General features: G+C 53.7%; 14 protein-coding genes. 3 read left to right on the top strand and 11 right to left on the bottom strand.

Annotation, left to right across the window (positions count from 1 at the left end; genetic code table 11):
* Positions 1-24: 24 nt before the first annotated feature.
* The 9 genes from L6990_RS09210 to L6990_RS09170 all read right to left on the bottom strand — a co-directional run bounded on the left by L6990_RS09210 (position 25) and on the right by L6990_RS09170 (position 10,125).
* Positions 25-1,338, bottom strand: a complete 1,314-nt coding sequence (locus tag L6990_RS09210) for an MFS transporter (protein ID WP_237203823.1) — start codon at positions 1,336-1,338, stop codon at positions 25-27.
* Positions 1,339-1,499: 161 nt separating this feature from the next.
* Complete coding sequence (locus L6990_RS09205) at positions 1,500-3,011, bottom strand: hypothetical protein (protein WP_237203822.1); 1,512 nt, start codon at positions 3,009-3,011, stop codon at positions 1,500-1,502.
* Positions 3,004-3,411 (bottom strand): GtrA family protein, encoded by a 408-nt coding sequence (locus tag L6990_RS09200; protein ID WP_237203821.1) that lies wholly within the window; start codon positions 3,409-3,411, stop codon positions 3,004-3,006. The genes L6990_RS09205 and L6990_RS09200 overlap by 8 nt, the downstream gene beginning before the upstream one ends.
* A complete protein-coding gene (locus L6990_RS09195; protein WP_237203820.1) occupies positions 3,404-4,423 on the bottom strand; it encodes a glycosyltransferase family 2 protein in 1,020 nt (339 codons plus the stop codon). The genes L6990_RS09200 and L6990_RS09195 overlap by 8 nt, the downstream gene beginning before the upstream one ends.
* 109 nt (positions 4,424-4,532) lie before the next feature.
* Positions 4,533-5,558, bottom strand: a complete 1,026-nt coding sequence (locus tag L6990_RS09190) for a glycosyltransferase family 2 protein (RefSeq protein WP_237203819.1) — start codon at positions 5,556-5,558, stop codon at positions 4,533-4,535.
* Positions 5,551-6,831: a hypothetical protein gene (locus L6990_RS09185; protein WP_237203818.1), complete on the bottom strand. Its 1,281-nt coding sequence runs from the start codon at positions 6,829-6,831 to the stop codon at positions 5,551-5,553. The genes L6990_RS09190 and L6990_RS09185 overlap by 8 nt, the downstream gene beginning before the upstream one ends.
* Before the next feature lie 7 nt (positions 6,832-6,838).
* Positions 6,839-7,213 (bottom strand): DUF2304 domain-containing protein, encoded by a 375-nt coding sequence (locus tag L6990_RS09180; RefSeq protein ID WP_237203817.1) that lies wholly within the window; start codon positions 7,211-7,213, stop codon positions 6,839-6,841.
* Positions 7,214-7,216: 3 nt separating this feature from the next.
* A complete protein-coding gene (locus L6990_RS09175; protein WP_237203816.1) occupies positions 7,217-7,960 on the bottom strand; it encodes a glycosyltransferase family 2 protein in 744 nt (247 codons plus the stop codon).
* A 113-nt stretch (positions 7,961-8,073) separates the two neighbouring features.
* Positions 8,074-10,125: a DUF6541 family protein gene (locus tag L6990_RS09170; protein ID WP_237203815.1), complete on the bottom strand. Its 2,052-nt coding sequence runs from the start codon at positions 10,123-10,125 to the stop codon at positions 8,074-8,076.
* Between the two features lie 243 nt (positions 10,126-10,368).
* Here L6990_RS09170 and L6990_RS09165 point away from each other — a divergent pair, with 243 nt between their 5' ends.
* From L6990_RS09165 to L6990_RS09155, 3 genes are all read left to right on the top strand, one after another.
* Positions 10,369-12,033 (top strand): alpha-keto acid decarboxylase family protein, encoded by a 1,665-nt coding sequence (locus L6990_RS09165; protein ID WP_237203813.1) that lies wholly within the window; start codon positions 10,369-10,371, stop codon positions 12,031-12,033.
* A 382-nt stretch (positions 12,034-12,415) separates the two neighbouring features.
* Entirely contained in the window at positions 12,416-12,937 is a 522-nt protein-coding gene (locus L6990_RS09160; RefSeq protein WP_237203812.1) for a flavin reductase family protein, read from the top strand.
* Positions 12,938-13,054: 117 nt separating this feature from the next.
* Positions 13,055-14,284, top strand: coding sequence for an acetylornithine deacetylase (locus tag L6990_RS09155; protein ID WP_237203811.1), 1,230 nt, complete (start codon positions 13,055-13,057; stop codon positions 14,282-14,284).
* A gap of 82 nt (positions 14,285-14,366) precedes the next feature.
* Here L6990_RS09155 and L6990_RS09150 read toward each other — a convergent pair whose 3' ends face one another.
* Together L6990_RS09150 and L6990_RS09145 are read right to left on the bottom strand one after the other, a co-directional pair.
* The gene (locus L6990_RS09150; RefSeq protein ID WP_237203810.1) at positions 14,367-15,329 is read right to left on the bottom strand and encodes an MIP/aquaporin family protein; all 963 of its coding nucleotides are present in this window, start codon (positions 15,327-15,329) and stop codon (positions 14,367-14,369) included.
* Between the two features lie 212 nt (positions 15,330-15,541).
* Positions 15,542-16,165 (bottom strand): VanZ family protein, encoded by a 624-nt coding sequence (locus L6990_RS09145; RefSeq protein WP_237203809.1) that lies wholly within the window; start codon positions 16,163-16,165, stop codon positions 15,542-15,544.
* Positions 16,166-16,168 lie beyond the last annotated feature (3 nt).

Raw genomic sequence — 16,168 nt, 5'->3', positions numbered from 1 at the left:
TGGATGAAGCGGGTACTTTATTTTTTACTTCTGGTCGCCGTCAATCTGCACCAAGGTAAGTTTGCCGGTTTCGCGGGTGCTCAGGGCAACCAGGCTGGCAAGGAGTGCCATCGCGGCGGTAAAGGTGGCAGGGCCAACCCAGCTGGCGAGATCGTCCCCGGCGAGGGCTGTAGCAGCTGCAGGCGCAATTCCACCAGAGAGGGCAAACCCGATTTGGGTACCTAGGGCTAGACCGGTCACGCGTACTGCGGTGGGGAACATTTCGCCGTAGAAAGAGGGCCAAATACCGTTGGCCATAGAGTAGAAAGCGCCGTGCATCAGTACCCCGAAAATGAAGACCAGGGGAATATTGCCCTCGGTGATGGCATGTAGGTAGGGGAACATGAGCCCGCCAGCCACCAAAGCTCCGAGAGCGAAGATGGGCTTGCGCCCCACCTTATCGGCAAGAAGCGCCCACAGAGGTATGGCTAGGAGGCTGAGGCCGTTGGAGGCGATGGGTACCCAGAGCATAGTGGAGGATTCGATGCCGTGGCCCTTGGTGGCAAAGGAGATGGAGAAGGTTGTGAAGACCATGTTGACGGTGTTAACCATGGCGCAGAGGGCTACGGTGATGACCGCGCGCTTATGGCTGGAGAAAACCTGACCCAGCGGGGTGACTCGACGAACGGACACCACGGCCTGTTCACGGGTTTCAGTGAAGCGCGGGGCTTCTTCGAGACGGCGGCGGATAATCCAGGCAGCGACCACCACAAAAGCTGAGAGCCAGAAGGGGACGCGCCAGCCCCAGCTCAGCAGCTGCTCCTCGGGTAGAGCTGCGAAGGGCAGAAAGACGGCGGTGGCCAGCAGGGAGCCGAACTGGGTGCCGTGCAGCGTCCAGGAGGTCGTGAAGGCTCGCTGGTGGTCATGGGAGTGCTCCAGGGACATGGAGATAGCGCTGGCCTGCTCGCCGGATGCCGAGAGCCCCTGCAGGGCACGGCAGATAACCAGCAGAATGGGGGCGATAATACCCGCCTGGTCGTAGGTGGGTAGGCAACCGATGGCAAAGGTAGCAGCACCCATCATAAAGAGGGTCAGCATCAGCACAAATTTCCTGCCAAAGCGGTCACCCAGGGGGCCCATGAGCAGGGCGCCGAGGGGGCGCACCACGTAGGCAACTCCCAACACCATCATAGATTTGAGGATGCCCGCGGCGGCAGCGTCATCGGGGAAAAAGATTGGCCCCAACACCAGGGCAGCCGCAGTGCCAAATACCGCGAAATCGTAGTATTCCAGGGCAGAGCCAATCCAGGAGGCCAAAGCCGCTCTGCGTGGCGATTTCTGCTGGGCTGGTGCACTCATAGTGGCTCCCCCGGTGTAAAAGTGTGTGTTAGGGCTTGTCAGCACCTGCCTGGTGACGCTGTGCCGAACATAGGCGCTACTCTATGGCCGAGGTCGCACAGAGGTCAACATTCGAGGTGCGTCATCCCGCATGCTGAGTTCACTCTCTGAAAAACAGGCTGCTAGGGGGCGGGGACCTGAGAACAAATTAGCTCAGGTTTCAAAAGTGGACTCTCCGGCAAACAATAATCAGATGGTTCAGTCACAATAGAAATTTGGTCGGGATTAAGGCCATACCACTCGCTGATGGAACGTACTGCCCAACCAATTTGTGACCGAGTATTAGGGTTTAGATCTACCGCTTGACTCACCAGCGCGATACGAACGGGAACGATCTCAATGGGTGAGCCCTGTCCTTTTGCTTCAACCTGTTCTGCGATTGATTTTTCACGAAGCTCAAGATGATCTGACCGCAGTGTAAGTGCTGAACTAATGGTCTGAATGTAGTTCCAACCTGGGATGAGGGCTAGCGCCAGCAGCAGCCCTGCAAACCTTAGGGTGAAAGCTTCAGACGAGTGTTTTACTACGGGGCTCATCGCCGCTAACACCACCAAGAAAGAGCAGATTCCTACAGCAAAGGCAGGGGTGCTGAACGATCTAAAGGCAAGATGGGGTATTCCCATCATGCTGACAAGCATGTGGCCAAAAAAGTAGAGAAAAAGAATTGCACCTGAAGTAGCCAGGAGTCTCAAAGGGGAAGAGCGAACCCACGATGTTTGGGAGCTAAAGAAATAAAGAGCAATACCTGCAACAGCAATAAGAAGATAACCCCACCATTGAGAATTATTAAAGAATAATGAAAAGTTATACGGTATGGTCTCAACAATTTTGTTGAGAGAAACATCAATTCCAAGGTCTCGCCTACGAACGGCGGTACCCGGTGAGAAGTAGACGATGATGAAGGCCGCCATTGACCCCACCCACAGAGATAACCCGGCAAGTCGAGCCGATATATTCCTGCAGTAAAAACCCCACACTGCCATGGCAAACCCTAGAATCCCGGTGCAGACCGCCAGGGGCTCGGTAAACATCCCAGCCCACAGTGTTAGCACAGAGAGGAGTGCCACTCTTATAGGCGTCACCCCGGATCTTAGAAGATAGGCAGCGAAACAGTATGCAAGTAGGGTAAACGAAAGGCCACCCAGGTAGACAGTGCTGGACGTCAACCACAGGTAAGAATCAAACATGCTGGGTGAGAGAACGAGTGCGCCGGTGACTAGCAGGGCCGCAACGCTGTGAGAAACCAACCAAGGGGAGTGCCCCAAGGGGAAAAAACTGCGCAGTAGATAAGCAGTAGCGGAAATCAGTGCAAATAAAAGCAGTATGGGGACAATTTGGACTGAAGCTTTGCCAAAAATGGCAAAAGTAAAGGCAAAGAGTGACGCCTGGCCAATGCGACCATTATGGGTCATGTAGTGATCAGCAACATAAACTACCGGGTTACCGAAACCCATATAGATATTGAAGTAGCTGAAGTCATCAGCGATCATACTAGCGTTGAGCGCAAAGTATATGAAGAAGGAAGTGACCGCCAGCCCCAAGGCAGAAAGCGCCGGAACTAACCAGGAGTGCCCACTGGATTTTTGAAGATTATCAGAAATCGAGCCTGTAAAGAAATTTAAAGAATTACGCACGGTTTCCATTCTTAAATATAATCTTTTTGTAAACATAGAAGTTCCACATAGTTGTAATCACCAAGGCGATTATTCGAGCGAGATAAATGTTTATTATTTCACCGGTTAGCTGCACAAAAGCAAGAGTGAAAATATAATTAAATACCAGCAAAAAACCGAAAAATATAATTTGGCGAGTTACTGTCTTCGCTCTGACATCTCTACTTTTAAAAGCGAAAAATTTTTGCAACAAGAAGGAGACCAGTACGCCTAACCAGTAGCTCATCGTTACCGCCAGGCTGTCGCTGGATGAGAAAACGCGAACCATCACAAAAATAACAACAAGTTCAAAAAGTACACCCGTTCCCCCGACGAATAGGTAACGAGCCAGAGTTTTGTTTCTACGAATCAGACTATACATCTTTACTCTCGTACAGGTTCCGTGATGAAGAACGATCCACGGCGTAGAGGGGGCGTCCCTGAGCTTGCACATATATGTGGGAGAGATAAACAGCTAACATCCCCTGTGCAACCAGTAAGAGCCCTACCAAGAATGTCACCAAAATACCAACCATTGCCGAACCACTAATATCCCATCCCATGGGATCGCCCAAGAGGAACTGCTGTAAAATGATGACACCCCCAGTTAGAGCAGCTAGAAGGGTAATTAACAAGCCCAGGTAACCAAAAGCAAAGAGTGGCTTTGTGCTCATTGTAATGAAGCTGTTGAGAGCCAACCCCACCAATTTTCTTAAACTATAGGTGGCCTCACCGGCAAGCCGATCGGGTGCTGCAAATTCAACATACTCCCTTTGAAATCCGAGCCAATCAATGAGACCTCTAGTGATGCGGTTACGCTCATCAAATCGCAGAAAGGCATCGACTACCTCGCGGTCTAGAAGACGAAAATCAGTGGAACGTGGAACTGTTTGTTGATCAGATATAGAGTTGAGAACACGGTAAAACAGTTTTGAGCCCTGGGTTTTGATGAACCCGCCAGCGTCATTTGAGCGGACACCAACGATAACTTGATGTCCCTTCTGCCATAGGTCAACAAATCTTTCAATACAGGCTGGAGGATGCTGTCCGTCAGCATCCATAATGAGCACACCCTGGCCGCTAGCCGCTTCGATACCGGCAGTTGTTGCCACTTCTTTGCCAAAATTGCGAGATAGATTGACTACTTTGATGTAAGAAGCGGTCTCAGCTATAGATTGCAGTTTTTCAAGCGTGGTATCAGTACTCCCGTCATTGACATAAACAATCTCATAAGGATTTTCGCCTGATACAGCTAAAATATCTTTCAGTTGCCTAAGCGCTGGCATCAAAAGGGAGTCATGGAAAGAACGAATGCCCTCCCCTTCGTTATAGGCAGGGACAACCACAGATAAAACTGCAGACTCTTGTCTCACAGAGGGGATTAAACTTGGCATACCCCCATGCTACACCGCGACCCCACACCCGCCCCACGCTCACAGGGACATCTATTTGCGTAAAAGTAATAGCCCAGCTTCAGGCTGGGAGGTTAGCCTCGTTCAAAAATCAGGATGACCTAGGAATCTTTCGTATCAAAGTGGCGAGGGTAGGAATGATTCTGAGAGCACCTAAATCAAAAGCTAAGAACACCTGGGGTATCACGAGGGAAAGTTTAGAGTTCACATTGGTTTTTTGTACGCCCTGGCGGATGTAGATATTGTGACGCCACCTTTTTCCAAAGCATTGCCGCAAGGTATCTATGATGCGCTGATAGTCAGCTGCTGTTGCTTGACGGTACCCTAGGAGCCGATAGGTTTGCCCAATACCTAGATGTTCCAGCATCAAGTACTGCAACTCATCTCTGTAAGCCGGTGCTGAATCCCCAAATTTCTCCCACAAGTAACCAAGCGCCGGGTAGATATCAAAAATAGCGGATTTTGAGGAATTCATAATCGAGTTATTCACATCGATCACATAGTTATAAACATACTCCGGTGCATAGTATATGGAGGCAGATTGGGATGTCACGTAAGGCATGAGCGCAAGATCTTCATAGATGCGGCCCACCGGAAATCTGTTGGCCTCATACAATTCAGTACGGTGAACCCTGGTCCAAGAAGCTGGCTTAGACAAAATCATGCGTCGGCGAGCGCTTTCAGCATCAAGGTTCCTGTATTCTGGGCAGACCTCAAGCTCTTTGACTAAGTCGCCGTTGGCATCCACAAGATTAATGTTGAAGAAAATCGTGTCTTTTCCAGCCTCCATACCCCGTGAAACAGCCTCAAGATAGTCAGGCTGCCATGTGTCATCCGGGTCTAAGAAAGTGACATAGGTAGAGCGCTCTACTAGATCCAACCCCAGGTTACGAGCTGACGAAACGCCACCGTTCTCCTTATGGTGCACTTCGATCCAAGGATACCGCGTGGAGTATTCCGCTAAAATTTTGCTCGTTTGGTCAGTTGAACCATCGTCAATGCATAAGAGGCGTAGCCGCATTGTTTCTAGTCTGGTCTGTGCAAGAACACTGTCAAGGCAGCGTGCAAGGTGGTCTTGCATATTATAGATAGCCAGAATTACGGTCAGGTCATACATCTGATGTGGTGTCCTTTGAACGCAGGGCTAGTCCGCCCAAGTGAATAATAACGCCCGCAGATGGTCCCGCGATAAGGCCAATGATAGAACGTAGCGCAAGATCAAGGGGAAGATAAAGACAGGCCAGCGCCACAAGAACAGTAAGAGCCCAACCTGTCAGATAAAGTACGTGCTTGCCGCTTGCCAAACTGGCGGTCCCCGTCAACACCACCATCGCCATGACGGCGGATGCCAGGGTGAGGGCACTTAGTGTGAAGGGGGAGAGCACACCGGCGTAGTTGGCGTAGAGCAGGTTGAAAAGAAAGGGGCCCACTAGATAGGCTGCCACAGCGCCTAGCACGCCAATTCCGGCCAACGCGATGAGGGGCTTCGCCAAAGCAGCTAGGGGCCGGTGCTGTTGGCGCAGGAAAGCAGAGATCGCAACACCTTGGAACATCTGTAGTGGAATCATGATGGGGGCACGCGTAATACTGATACCTAGGATGAGGGCAGCGAGTAGCAGAGCCTCTTCGGCGCCCCGGGTTTGCCCTACTGATACTTTGAGAATAACGGGAAACCCGGTGACCATCACTGCATATGCAGCGGAGGTAAGAATTGACCAACCAAGGGTGCGCATTGACCGAGAGGCAGACGTATCACCCCTCACTGAACCTAGTCGACGCCCATTTGATGACACCGTGAACAGCAGCAGCCATAAAATCACCGGAGCAAGAACTGCGTATTGAAAGCCCCAAAGGGAGCCGAAGGTTAAGGCGACCAGAGCTACGAGTGCAAGACGAATGAGGGCTTCCCAGCTGCCCAACCAGGCAAAAATTGTCCATTGGCCGGTGCCGGCAGCTGCACCGACAACCGTCACATGGCAGGCGTAGAGAATAGCTCCACCAGCTATCACCAATACCGGCATGAGATAGTTTTCCCCAAGGATTCTCTGGCCCCACAGGGGGGAAGTCGTCACCAGAAGCAAAGCAATGGCACTTCCCCAGAGGGCAGCAAGAGGTAGCAGCCTTGCCCCGCGCCCCGCCTTGGCGCTAGACAGTTGACTGCTACCGCTGGCACGAGTCACTTCTTGTTGTATACCTAACAGAGCCCCGAAAGTGCCGAACATGAGAGCCCAGAAAACTAAAAACTGTGCGTTATCTTGCGGGCTCAGCACTTTAGAGGTTATGACGGTCACCGCAAAAACAGCAAGCGCTCCAACGATTGACGAAAAAGCAATCCCTAAGGATTGCTTTCTTGTAATCACCGGCGGTGTACTCTGAAATTCTTCAGACATTGGTTACTTAATTCTCAAACCGGTTCTCCATGGCAGCCACACGGTCTTGTAGCTGGCGGACCTCTAGATCCTTGATTGCTGCTGCTTCAGCCAAAATTCGTGTGTCCTCTGTCAATCGTGAGAGGGCTTGAGTCAGGTGTAGGGTCACTCCGATGAGCATAATAATCGCAAGCAGAAAGAGCAGATTAACCGGAGTTTCGATACCTACCAGATCAGCTAACCAGTCAAGGAGTTTGGGGAAAACAGTCAGCACTACAATGATGGCAGAAACAATTAGCCATAAGGCAGCGTACTTCTCCTTCATTTTCTGGTTGCGCACCTGCGCCAAGACCATGATGACCAGGCAGAGGGTAAGAATCAGAAAAAAGATATTTACGGCCATGGTTTACTTACCCCCCACAGAGGTTTTGGTTCGAGTCATCGACATACCGAAAGAGAAGAAGGAACGCACCAGATAGACAGCTGACTTCCAGGGGTTAGATGAAGGGGTACCAGCCTGACGCTCACGCATCTCCACGGGCACCTGCTTAACCGTCAAACCAGCACGGATCGCCATGACACAGGCATCAATGCAGTCACCGAGATACTCAGCGGGAAGGTGCTCACAGTACTGGGCAATAGCGCGCTTATTAGCAGCACGAAAACCACTGGTAGCATCGGTAAACTTCTCACCCGAGATACGGGTGAACATGAAGGCCAGAACAACCATGGCCCATTTGCGGGGGCCCTTCACTTTATAGTTGGTGGCTTCAGCAAAACGTGAACCAATGGAAATATCGGTGCCGTCATCCAAACCAGCCAGAACGGTACGGATACCCTTGGGGTCATGCTGACCGTCGGCGTCCACCTGGATTGCACGGTCGTAGTTCATACGGCGAGCGTACTTATAACCGGTGCGAAGAGCACCACCAATACCCATGTTGTAGGGCAAATCAATCACAAACGCACCGGCTGCCCGAGCAATAGCAGAGGTGTTATCCGTAGATCCGTCATTGACCACCACCAGGTCAATATCGGGCATCATTCGGTACAGCTCGGTGATAGTGCCACCGATGACTTCCTCTTCATTCCATGCGGGCATAATGATGAGGGTTCGGGGCTCACCACCTGTTTGAGGTGACTTATGCATAAATCTAGAGTCTCCTAGGGTTCATGTGCGCCTGCGGTGATGCCGCCTGGGCAGTTCAATTTAGTCTAACAGTTTGGCCTGATGCCTTGACCTCTACACGATCAGGAATACGTTTAGTCGCATGCAGTGATTTCGTAGAGGGTTGCTCCGCCAACACGGTCGAGCACCTGGGCCACCTGACCAGAATCTATAACCTCAGGGTCAGCTAAGTATTCAAGAGAACCGTACTGGTGAGTGTGGGGGCCATTAATCCACTCATTGACTTCCCTGTGCCCAAAGAAGAGGGCGTACTTTGCGTTGTGCCGTTCAATGACCTCACAGACCTCGGGGTTAGTGAGCACTTCCTCTAGGTCCTGGTTCAGCACCTCAATATCATCAGTGAGTGAGTAGTTGGTGTGATAGGCAGTCACCTCTCGGTCACCAATGGCATAAGCAAGCCCCGCCCCGGTCCAGGGGTTGACGATGATGGTGGCACCTTCGGGCACGTGCTCACTCAGAGAATCGAGGAGGTCATATTCATCTTGGGTGAGCAGGGCAGCTTCCTCATCAGGGTGGTACGCCCAGAAACTGGTCTCTACAAAACCCTTCATATAGGTAGCGGTTTGAGTTCCGTAAGCAATACCACCGGTGAGAAGCGCTGCGATGATACCCGTTCCCAGGGCAGGCTTTCCCAGCGCAGAGAGTCGGGGGTGAGCTATAAGAGCTCGAACCAGGGCGTCAACAGCGGCAACAGCAAGAGGAATAGCTATTACAGGAACGATGGAAGCTACTCGGAAGGGGTCGTGGTACCAGACACCCGTGAACCAGTCACGGCCGCCCTCCCAGGACATAGAACGAATCGCAACGTAGAAGAAGCCAATATAGGCCCAGCTCGCCACCAGCCACACCATACGTGTACGTAAGAGGGGGTAGATGCCAGCAAGCACCAGCAGAGAAATCAGCCAGAGGTGCCCCATTGCCACCGGGTTGCTGGTGATGAACTCACCGACAGCACCAGACTCACTTTGGCCTGGCTCCCAGCCACCAGCTTCCTGAGGGGGTCGGACAACGCCCCAGAGGAACCAAATGAGCCAGAGAAGACCTGCCATACCTGCCACCTGCAGAGCTGCTACCCAGGGTTTGACGCTGCGCTGTAGTGCACGCACTATCTGGCGGATTGCAACAAAAGCAAAGAGCGGAACAACCATCACCAGAAGAGACATAATCGCATTGGGGTGCGCTAGTGCGGTCCCCAGAGCAACAAGAATTCCCAAGAAAACAGCCGGCACGGTGCTAACCCTGGCAGTCTGTGCTGCTCGGAATAGCTGGGCAAGAAGTGCAAGCCCTACCGGCATAACAGCAACGCCGAGGCTGTTGGGGTAGAGTACCCCGAAGTAGATCAGCAGCAGGGGGAAGCCGGTGAAAGCTGCCGTGATAGCGCCCGTCACGAGCATGGTAGGCCAGGTAACCCTAAAGAGGTTCCTCACCATATAAATCACCGATAAGGGCCAAACAAAGGCACCCACAACAAGGCTCATCGTGTTAGCGATGACAGGCACATCGGCGTTGGTCAGCTGCAGGATGAGTGCGGCAATAGCATGCCAAGCTGCAGGGTAGAACTCTACGGGGTTATCACCGGCTGTCATGGACGCAACATCAAGGGACGAAGCATTGCCGGTGTCAACGATGTAGCGGATTGCATTTAGATGGAAGTTAACGTCGTAGGTCTGAGAGACCCAATCAGAATAACCAATGGCATTGGTAATATTCCTGGCAAGCAATATTCCGGCAATTGCAAGCGCTCCGTATGCCCAGGCTTGACCAGAACTAAACCAGGTGCAACGCACAGCCTGTTCCTCAGGTCGGCGGGGGGCGTCCTCAAGTGTCAGACGTCGGGCGGTGAAGGTAATACCAGCTGCCAGCAGAGCGAGAAGAAGAGAGAACCCAAGAGGCACCCAAAGGGACCAGGTAATACCAAACCCTGGGGCTAGAATGGCACTGACGGCTACAACAGCGATGGAAACAGCGGGGGCAACACCAAGCGCCTCAAAACCTTTTTGGCCAGCGGCCACAGCAATGATGAGGCCGGGGACAACAAAAATAGCCACTGCAACCAGGGCTGGAAATAGCGCAAGGGACCATTCCATGGCGGTTTTACTCCATTCAGCGTAGAGGTTATTGGGCAAAGGAAATACCCACCCTCAAACTTCTGATTCTATCGAACACCGCAGGTATATAAGGCTCACACCCACCGGCCCAGGGAAGCAAAGAGATGACGTTTTCCCCACACAAAATATTCTCTATGGTGCAGCACACAAAAGTTCTGCGCCAGTGACCAAACTCCCCACGGTTACCCACCCTAAACTGGGTAGCAGATATTCTCGGCAGCATCATGAGTCGAGCACCTACTTTAACCACAGGAGTCAAAGATGACCTACACCGTTGGTAACTACATTCTTGATCGCCTAGCCGAGCTAGGCGTCGACAAGGTTTTCGGTGTTCCCGGGGACTTTAACCTCTTCTTCCTCGATGATGTACTGGCCCACGAGAAGCTGGACTGGGTAGGTAACGCCAATGAGCTCAACGCTGGCTACGCTGCAGATGGCTACGCCCGCGTCAAGGGTCTGGGCGCTCTGGTGACCACCTACGGCGTAGGTGAACTATCCGCTATTAACGCGACCGCCGGTTCTTATGCCGAGAACGTTCCCGTTATCCATATTGTCGGTGCACCCGGCCTCTCAGCGCAGAACTCCCACCTGCGTATGCACCACACACTAGGTGATGGCGACTTCAAGCACTTCATGCGCATGGCAGCCGAGGTTTCAGCAGCTACTGCGGCAATCCACCCCGCCACCGCGGCGTCCGACATCGACCGCGTACTGCGCAGCGCCGTGATTCACCGCAAGCCCGGCTACCTCATGCTGCCCGTGGATGTTTCGACCATGCCCGCCACCCCTCCGTCCGAACCGCTCAACGTCGACGTCAGAATCTCTGCCCCCGATATCGAGCAGGCCTTCCGGGAAGCAGCCACCGAGTTCTTGCGCAGTAAGAAGGTCACCGTTCTTGCTGACATTATGGTAGAGCGACTGGGCGCCGTGGACGAGGTGCGCAATCTGGTGCGCGATACCAGCTTCCCCTTCGCCTCCCTGATGTGGGGCAAGGCTGTTCTGGATGAAACTGAACCCAACTTTGCCGGTATCTATGTGGGTGGTCTATCTGCTGAGCCTACCCGCAAGGTTGTTGAGGATGCCGAGGCACTGATCTGCGCCGGCGTTGAATTCACCGACACCACCACCGGCATCTACTCCCACACCATTGATTTCGGCCGGGTCATTAACATTTCAGCTGAGGACACCAGCATTGCTGGGCGCCACTTTGCCCCGCTGACGATGTCTCGCTCCCTAGAAATTCTGCGTGAGATTTCCCTGGAGCTGGCTCTTTCCGGCACCGACTTCACCGCGCCCAGCGGTGAGGTTGCCCTACCCGCTATTGACGACGCCACCCTCACTCAGGATGCCCTGTGGAAGGTGCTGTCCTCTAATCTGGATGCCAAAAATACCGTGGTGGTCGATATGGGCACCTCCTTCTTTGGCATGGCAACCCAGAAGTTCCCGCAGGATTCACGTTTCATCGGCATGCCCCTGTGGGGTTCTATCGGCTATTCCATCCCTGCTCTGCTCGGCGCAGCGATGGCTGACATGGATTCTCGCGGCGTGCTCATGGTCGGCGACGGCTCAGCTCAGCTGACCATCCAGGAAATCGGCACCATCATCCGCGAGAAGATCAACCCTGTTATCTTCCTGATCAACAACGATGGCTACACCATTGAGCGTTCCATCCACGGTGTTGAAGCAGAATACAACGACATCACCACCTATGACTGGTCTAAGATTCCTGCGGCTTTCGGCGGCACCGATCAGAACACGGTCACCCTGCGTGCTACCACCGTGCGTGAGTTCAACGAGGCTTGCCGCGTTGCGCGCGAAACCCGTGACAAGCTGATTTTCGTTGAGGTCGTTACCGCCCCCATGGATATGCCCGAGCTTCTGCTTAACTTTGGTGCCCAGGCAGCTGCCCTGAATAAGAAGAAGTAAGCGGCTAGCCTCACTCGGTAGGTTGCTGGGAACCGTAGGCTTCACTCCTGCTGGCTCGATGGAGCACACTTTTCCGAGCGCGCGAGGAAACAAAAAGTGTGCGGAATCAGCCGGCTCTGTAAGGCTGGGCGTGAATTTCCTTTGCGAGCTTGCGAGCCAAGGAAAGAGGGCCGGCAGGAGTGAAGTCTATGGTGCCCTCTTTCTACCGAGTGGAGCTGCAAGCACTCTTTTGTTACAGGTCAGGAGCGTAACAGAGTCACAGTTCTACTCATTGGGTACGAAATCTGAGAAAGCATAGTGTTGTGGGCACCTTAAGTTTTAGGCTGGTCTACAAGCGCAGACGCGCTATAGAACCCTAAGCAGCCGCGTAAAGGAAAACACCATGACCGTAGAGATTACCCCCAGCGAGAAGACATTCACTCAGATTTTCTGTGAGGCTTTTGGCGCTCAGGCAGCAGGTGTCGCTGTGATTACCGCCGAAGGTGCAGACGGTCAACCGGGAGGTCTCACTATTTCCTCCCTGTCTTCGGTGTCAGCCGAACCTCCCATCGTCTCCTTTTCCTTCAAGGATCGTACCGGTAGCGCTGCCCGCATCATTGATGCCAGCTCTTTTCTGATCCACCTTATTGGTGCAGACAATATTGAGATTGCCCAGAAGTTTGCGGTTAGCAAGGCAGATAAGTTTGGGGATGCCTCCACCTGGGATCGCCTGCCTACCGGGGAGCCCCTGCTGCACGGTGTCAGCCGAGTTTTGCGCGTGGTACCGACCGGCACTTTGGACGCCGGCCCCGCAGTGGTTTTTACTGCTGAGGTGGTAGATTTCATCCGCCACGACGCTAACGCGGCACCCACCGTCTACCATGCCCGTCGCTTCCACGGCCTGGGTGATCACTCAGCACTGTAAGTTGACCGGTAGATATGCCCACAGGTTCATATAGCGAGCCTGTGGGCATCTTTTGATTAAACCCCTGCCCCGATAGGCTAGAAGAAAGCCTTACTGCACCATCGAAAGATAGAAGCTATGACATCCCTACCAGCCTCCCTCCCCTGGATTGAAAAGCTCATCCGTGTTGATTCCATCAGTCAGACCAGCAACCTTCCTGCTATTGAGCTAATCGCTGCTGAGTTTGAGCGCTACGGCTACACCCCGCATCTGACTCACAATGAAACCGGCGACCGCGCCAACCTCTTTGTCACGGTGCCCGCCTCAGATGGCAGCACGGATGGCGGAGCGGTGCTCTCTGGGCACACGGATGTGGTACCGGTTGAAGGTCAGGCTTGGACGATTACTGAGCCCTTCACCCCCTTGGTTCAGGATGGGCGTCTATACGGTCGCGGTTCCTCTGACATGAAATCTTTTATTGGCGCGGCCCTTTGGTTACTGCCTCAGGTAGCCGAAGCGCAGCTGGCCCGCCCCCTGCATTTTGCCTTTAGCTTTGATGAGGAAATCGGGTGCGTGGGCGCTCCGTCCATGATTAAGAATTTTGTAGAGCGCGGCATTAAACCGGAGTTCGCGGTCATTGGTGAGCCCTCCATGATGCAGGTTATTTCAGCCCACAAGGGTGCCCATCGTGGTCGAGTTACTTTTACCGGTATCGCCAAGCACGCATCGCTTGCCCCGCAGGGAGTCAACGCCCTGGAGCCAGCAGCCCGCTTCATTACGTTCTTTGAGGAGCTCTCAGCTGACTGGCGCGCTCACGGCCCCTTTGATGAGGGTTTTGTGGTGTCATCCTCCACCGGCGGGGTCAACTTTGCGCGCGGTGGCATTCAATACAACATCGTGGGTGAACAGGTAACCCTGGAATATGACTTCCGCACCGTGCCCGCCATGACCACCGAAGAGGTAGTGCAGAAGCTGGATGGCTTTATTGAGGACGACCTCATGCCCGCTCTCAAAGAACGCGCCCGTGATGCCGAGCAGCTCAGCGGGGCGACAGAGGGCGACTATCAACAGCAGGTAGGCATCACCCACGAACTTCTGGCGGCCGTCCCTGCCCTGGGTACAGCAGATGATTCACCCCTTATCCCCCTGGCTAATGAGTGGGCGGGGCGCACCGGTTCAACCGAGGCGCAGAAGGTCACCTATGGCACCGAGGCAGGGCAGTTTCAGCTCTTTGGTGGCGTGGACGCCGTGGTCTGCGGCCCCGGTGACATCACCCAGGCACACACCCCTAACGAGTGGATTGAGCTAGCTCAGATTGAGGAATGTGAGCGCTTCATGCTGCGACTGCTAGATTGGGCAAAAAACTAAAGAAAGCTCTGGTTCAGCAATGTGCCGGTGGGCCCATCACACGATGGGCTCACCGGCACTTTTCTTGAGCTGACCCTAGGGGCTACTCCCAGAAGGCTGGTTTCTTGACCAGAGGGATCTTCCCGGTGGGGACGTAGGTGGCAGCAGCAGCTGCAGCAGTAGCTTCGGTATCTTCGGCAGTCGGGATGATTTGTGCTGACTTAGAGCGATACATATGGGTATTAGCCCACAACCCGAAAGCAAGAACACCTAGGACGAGCGCGGTTGAAATGACCTGGAAGATGGAGAACTGCCCGTCGTAGTAGAGCTTGAAGAAAGATCCGCCCATCATGCCACCGGCGATGGGAGCGCAAACAGGCACCCAGGCATAAAACCAGCGGGAGCGACCCTTGTCATGAATGGGCAGCAGAGCGTGCATGATGCGCGGGCCAAGGTCGCGGGCGGGATTGAGTGCAAACCCTGTCTGACCACCCAGACCGATAACGAGCACGGTCACCATGAAGCCGAAGGCCAGGGGCTTGAGCACGTCGTTGAGGTCCAGAGTGAGAGCGGAACCTTCTAGGGTGGGGGTAAAATTCACGCCCACGTAGAGAGCGGAGAAGACCAGCAGGAAGGTGCCAATGATTTCTGAGAGCGCGTTGGTGAAGTAGTTGTGAATGGCAGGCACGGTGGCGAAAACACCGAGTTTGATTTTGTGGTCGGCGGTGGCCTTCCAGTGCGGCAGGTAATTGAGAAAGACCATGGTTGCACCCGCCATAGCACCCAGTAGCTGGGAGATGATATAGCCGGGCACCTTTGCCCACTCGAATTCGCCGTAGGCTGCTAGGCCAATGCTGACGGCGGGGTTGAGGTGGCCGCCGGAGTAGTGGTGGGAGGCGTAAACACCAAAGGCGACAGCGAAACCCCAGCCGAAGGCGATGGTGAAGAAGTTATCGCCGTGCCCCTTGGAGCGGCGTAGTTCTACGGTGGCGATGACGCCGCAGCCGATGGTTACCATAATCATGGTTCCCAGGAATTCAGCGAGGTAGGGGCTGATGGTGTTCACAGTATCTCCGCTAGGTGCTGGCAGTCGCCTGCCTGTATCTTTGATTATCTGTGTTTAAGTGTGAAACTGTTGGTTTTGATGTGCAAGGCTTAGGGCTTAAAGTGCTCTAACACTTATGCTTATTAGCGCAGGCACCCTTCAACAATGTGACCTATAACCTACATAAAAGACCGGCATGCGAGACCGATCAGGGGTCACTTTTCAAAAGTCCACTAGGGGCGGCGGCCCAGCAGCGCGCGCACATCACCCCTCAGGTGGGCTCGGCGCTGCCACGTGGCCACCGGAGCCCACCCAAGGACTGCCCCCAGGGTGTTATTGAAGATATCTTCTGCGTCAAAAGTGCGCACAGCGCAATCATAGAAACCCCAAAGCCCGGTCAGCTGCGTCAGTTCAATGAACAGGCTGCACCCGAAGGCTGTATACAGCAGAGCAGTGAAGCTAAGCCCCCATCGCCACCTTGCAAGAACACCAAGGGGTACAAACAGTAGGACGTTGAGTAGCATCTGCAGCACGTACATGGAGGTCAAGGTGTCCAACAAACCACCGTGATCCCTGAGGGCAAATTGCAGGCTCCACCCCAGGAAGAAGCGTGGGTAGGTAGCTCCCACTGTGCACACTAGCTCATCGCGAGCAGGCAGGGGCAGAAGGGTATAAGCAATAACTCCAGCAGCATATAAGAGAACAACCGCGGTGAAGCCGGCCGTGCGGAAGCTCAGGAAGAACCCCTGGCGGCGGTACCGCAGCAGTAAAAATGGCAAAGCAAGAAGGCAGAGCACGACCCACAGCACCACCATCTGCTGTAGCACCGGGATTGAATAGTAAAAGTAGTACCGCATAAG

This window comes from Rothia endophytica (assembly GCF_928381505.1).
Taxonomy (GTDB): Bacteria; Actinomycetota; Actinomycetes; order Actinomycetales; family Micrococcaceae; genus Rothia; species Rothia endophytica_A.
Note: the sequence above shows the minus strand (reverse complement) of the source record. Positions and strands in the feature narration are given on the sequence as shown.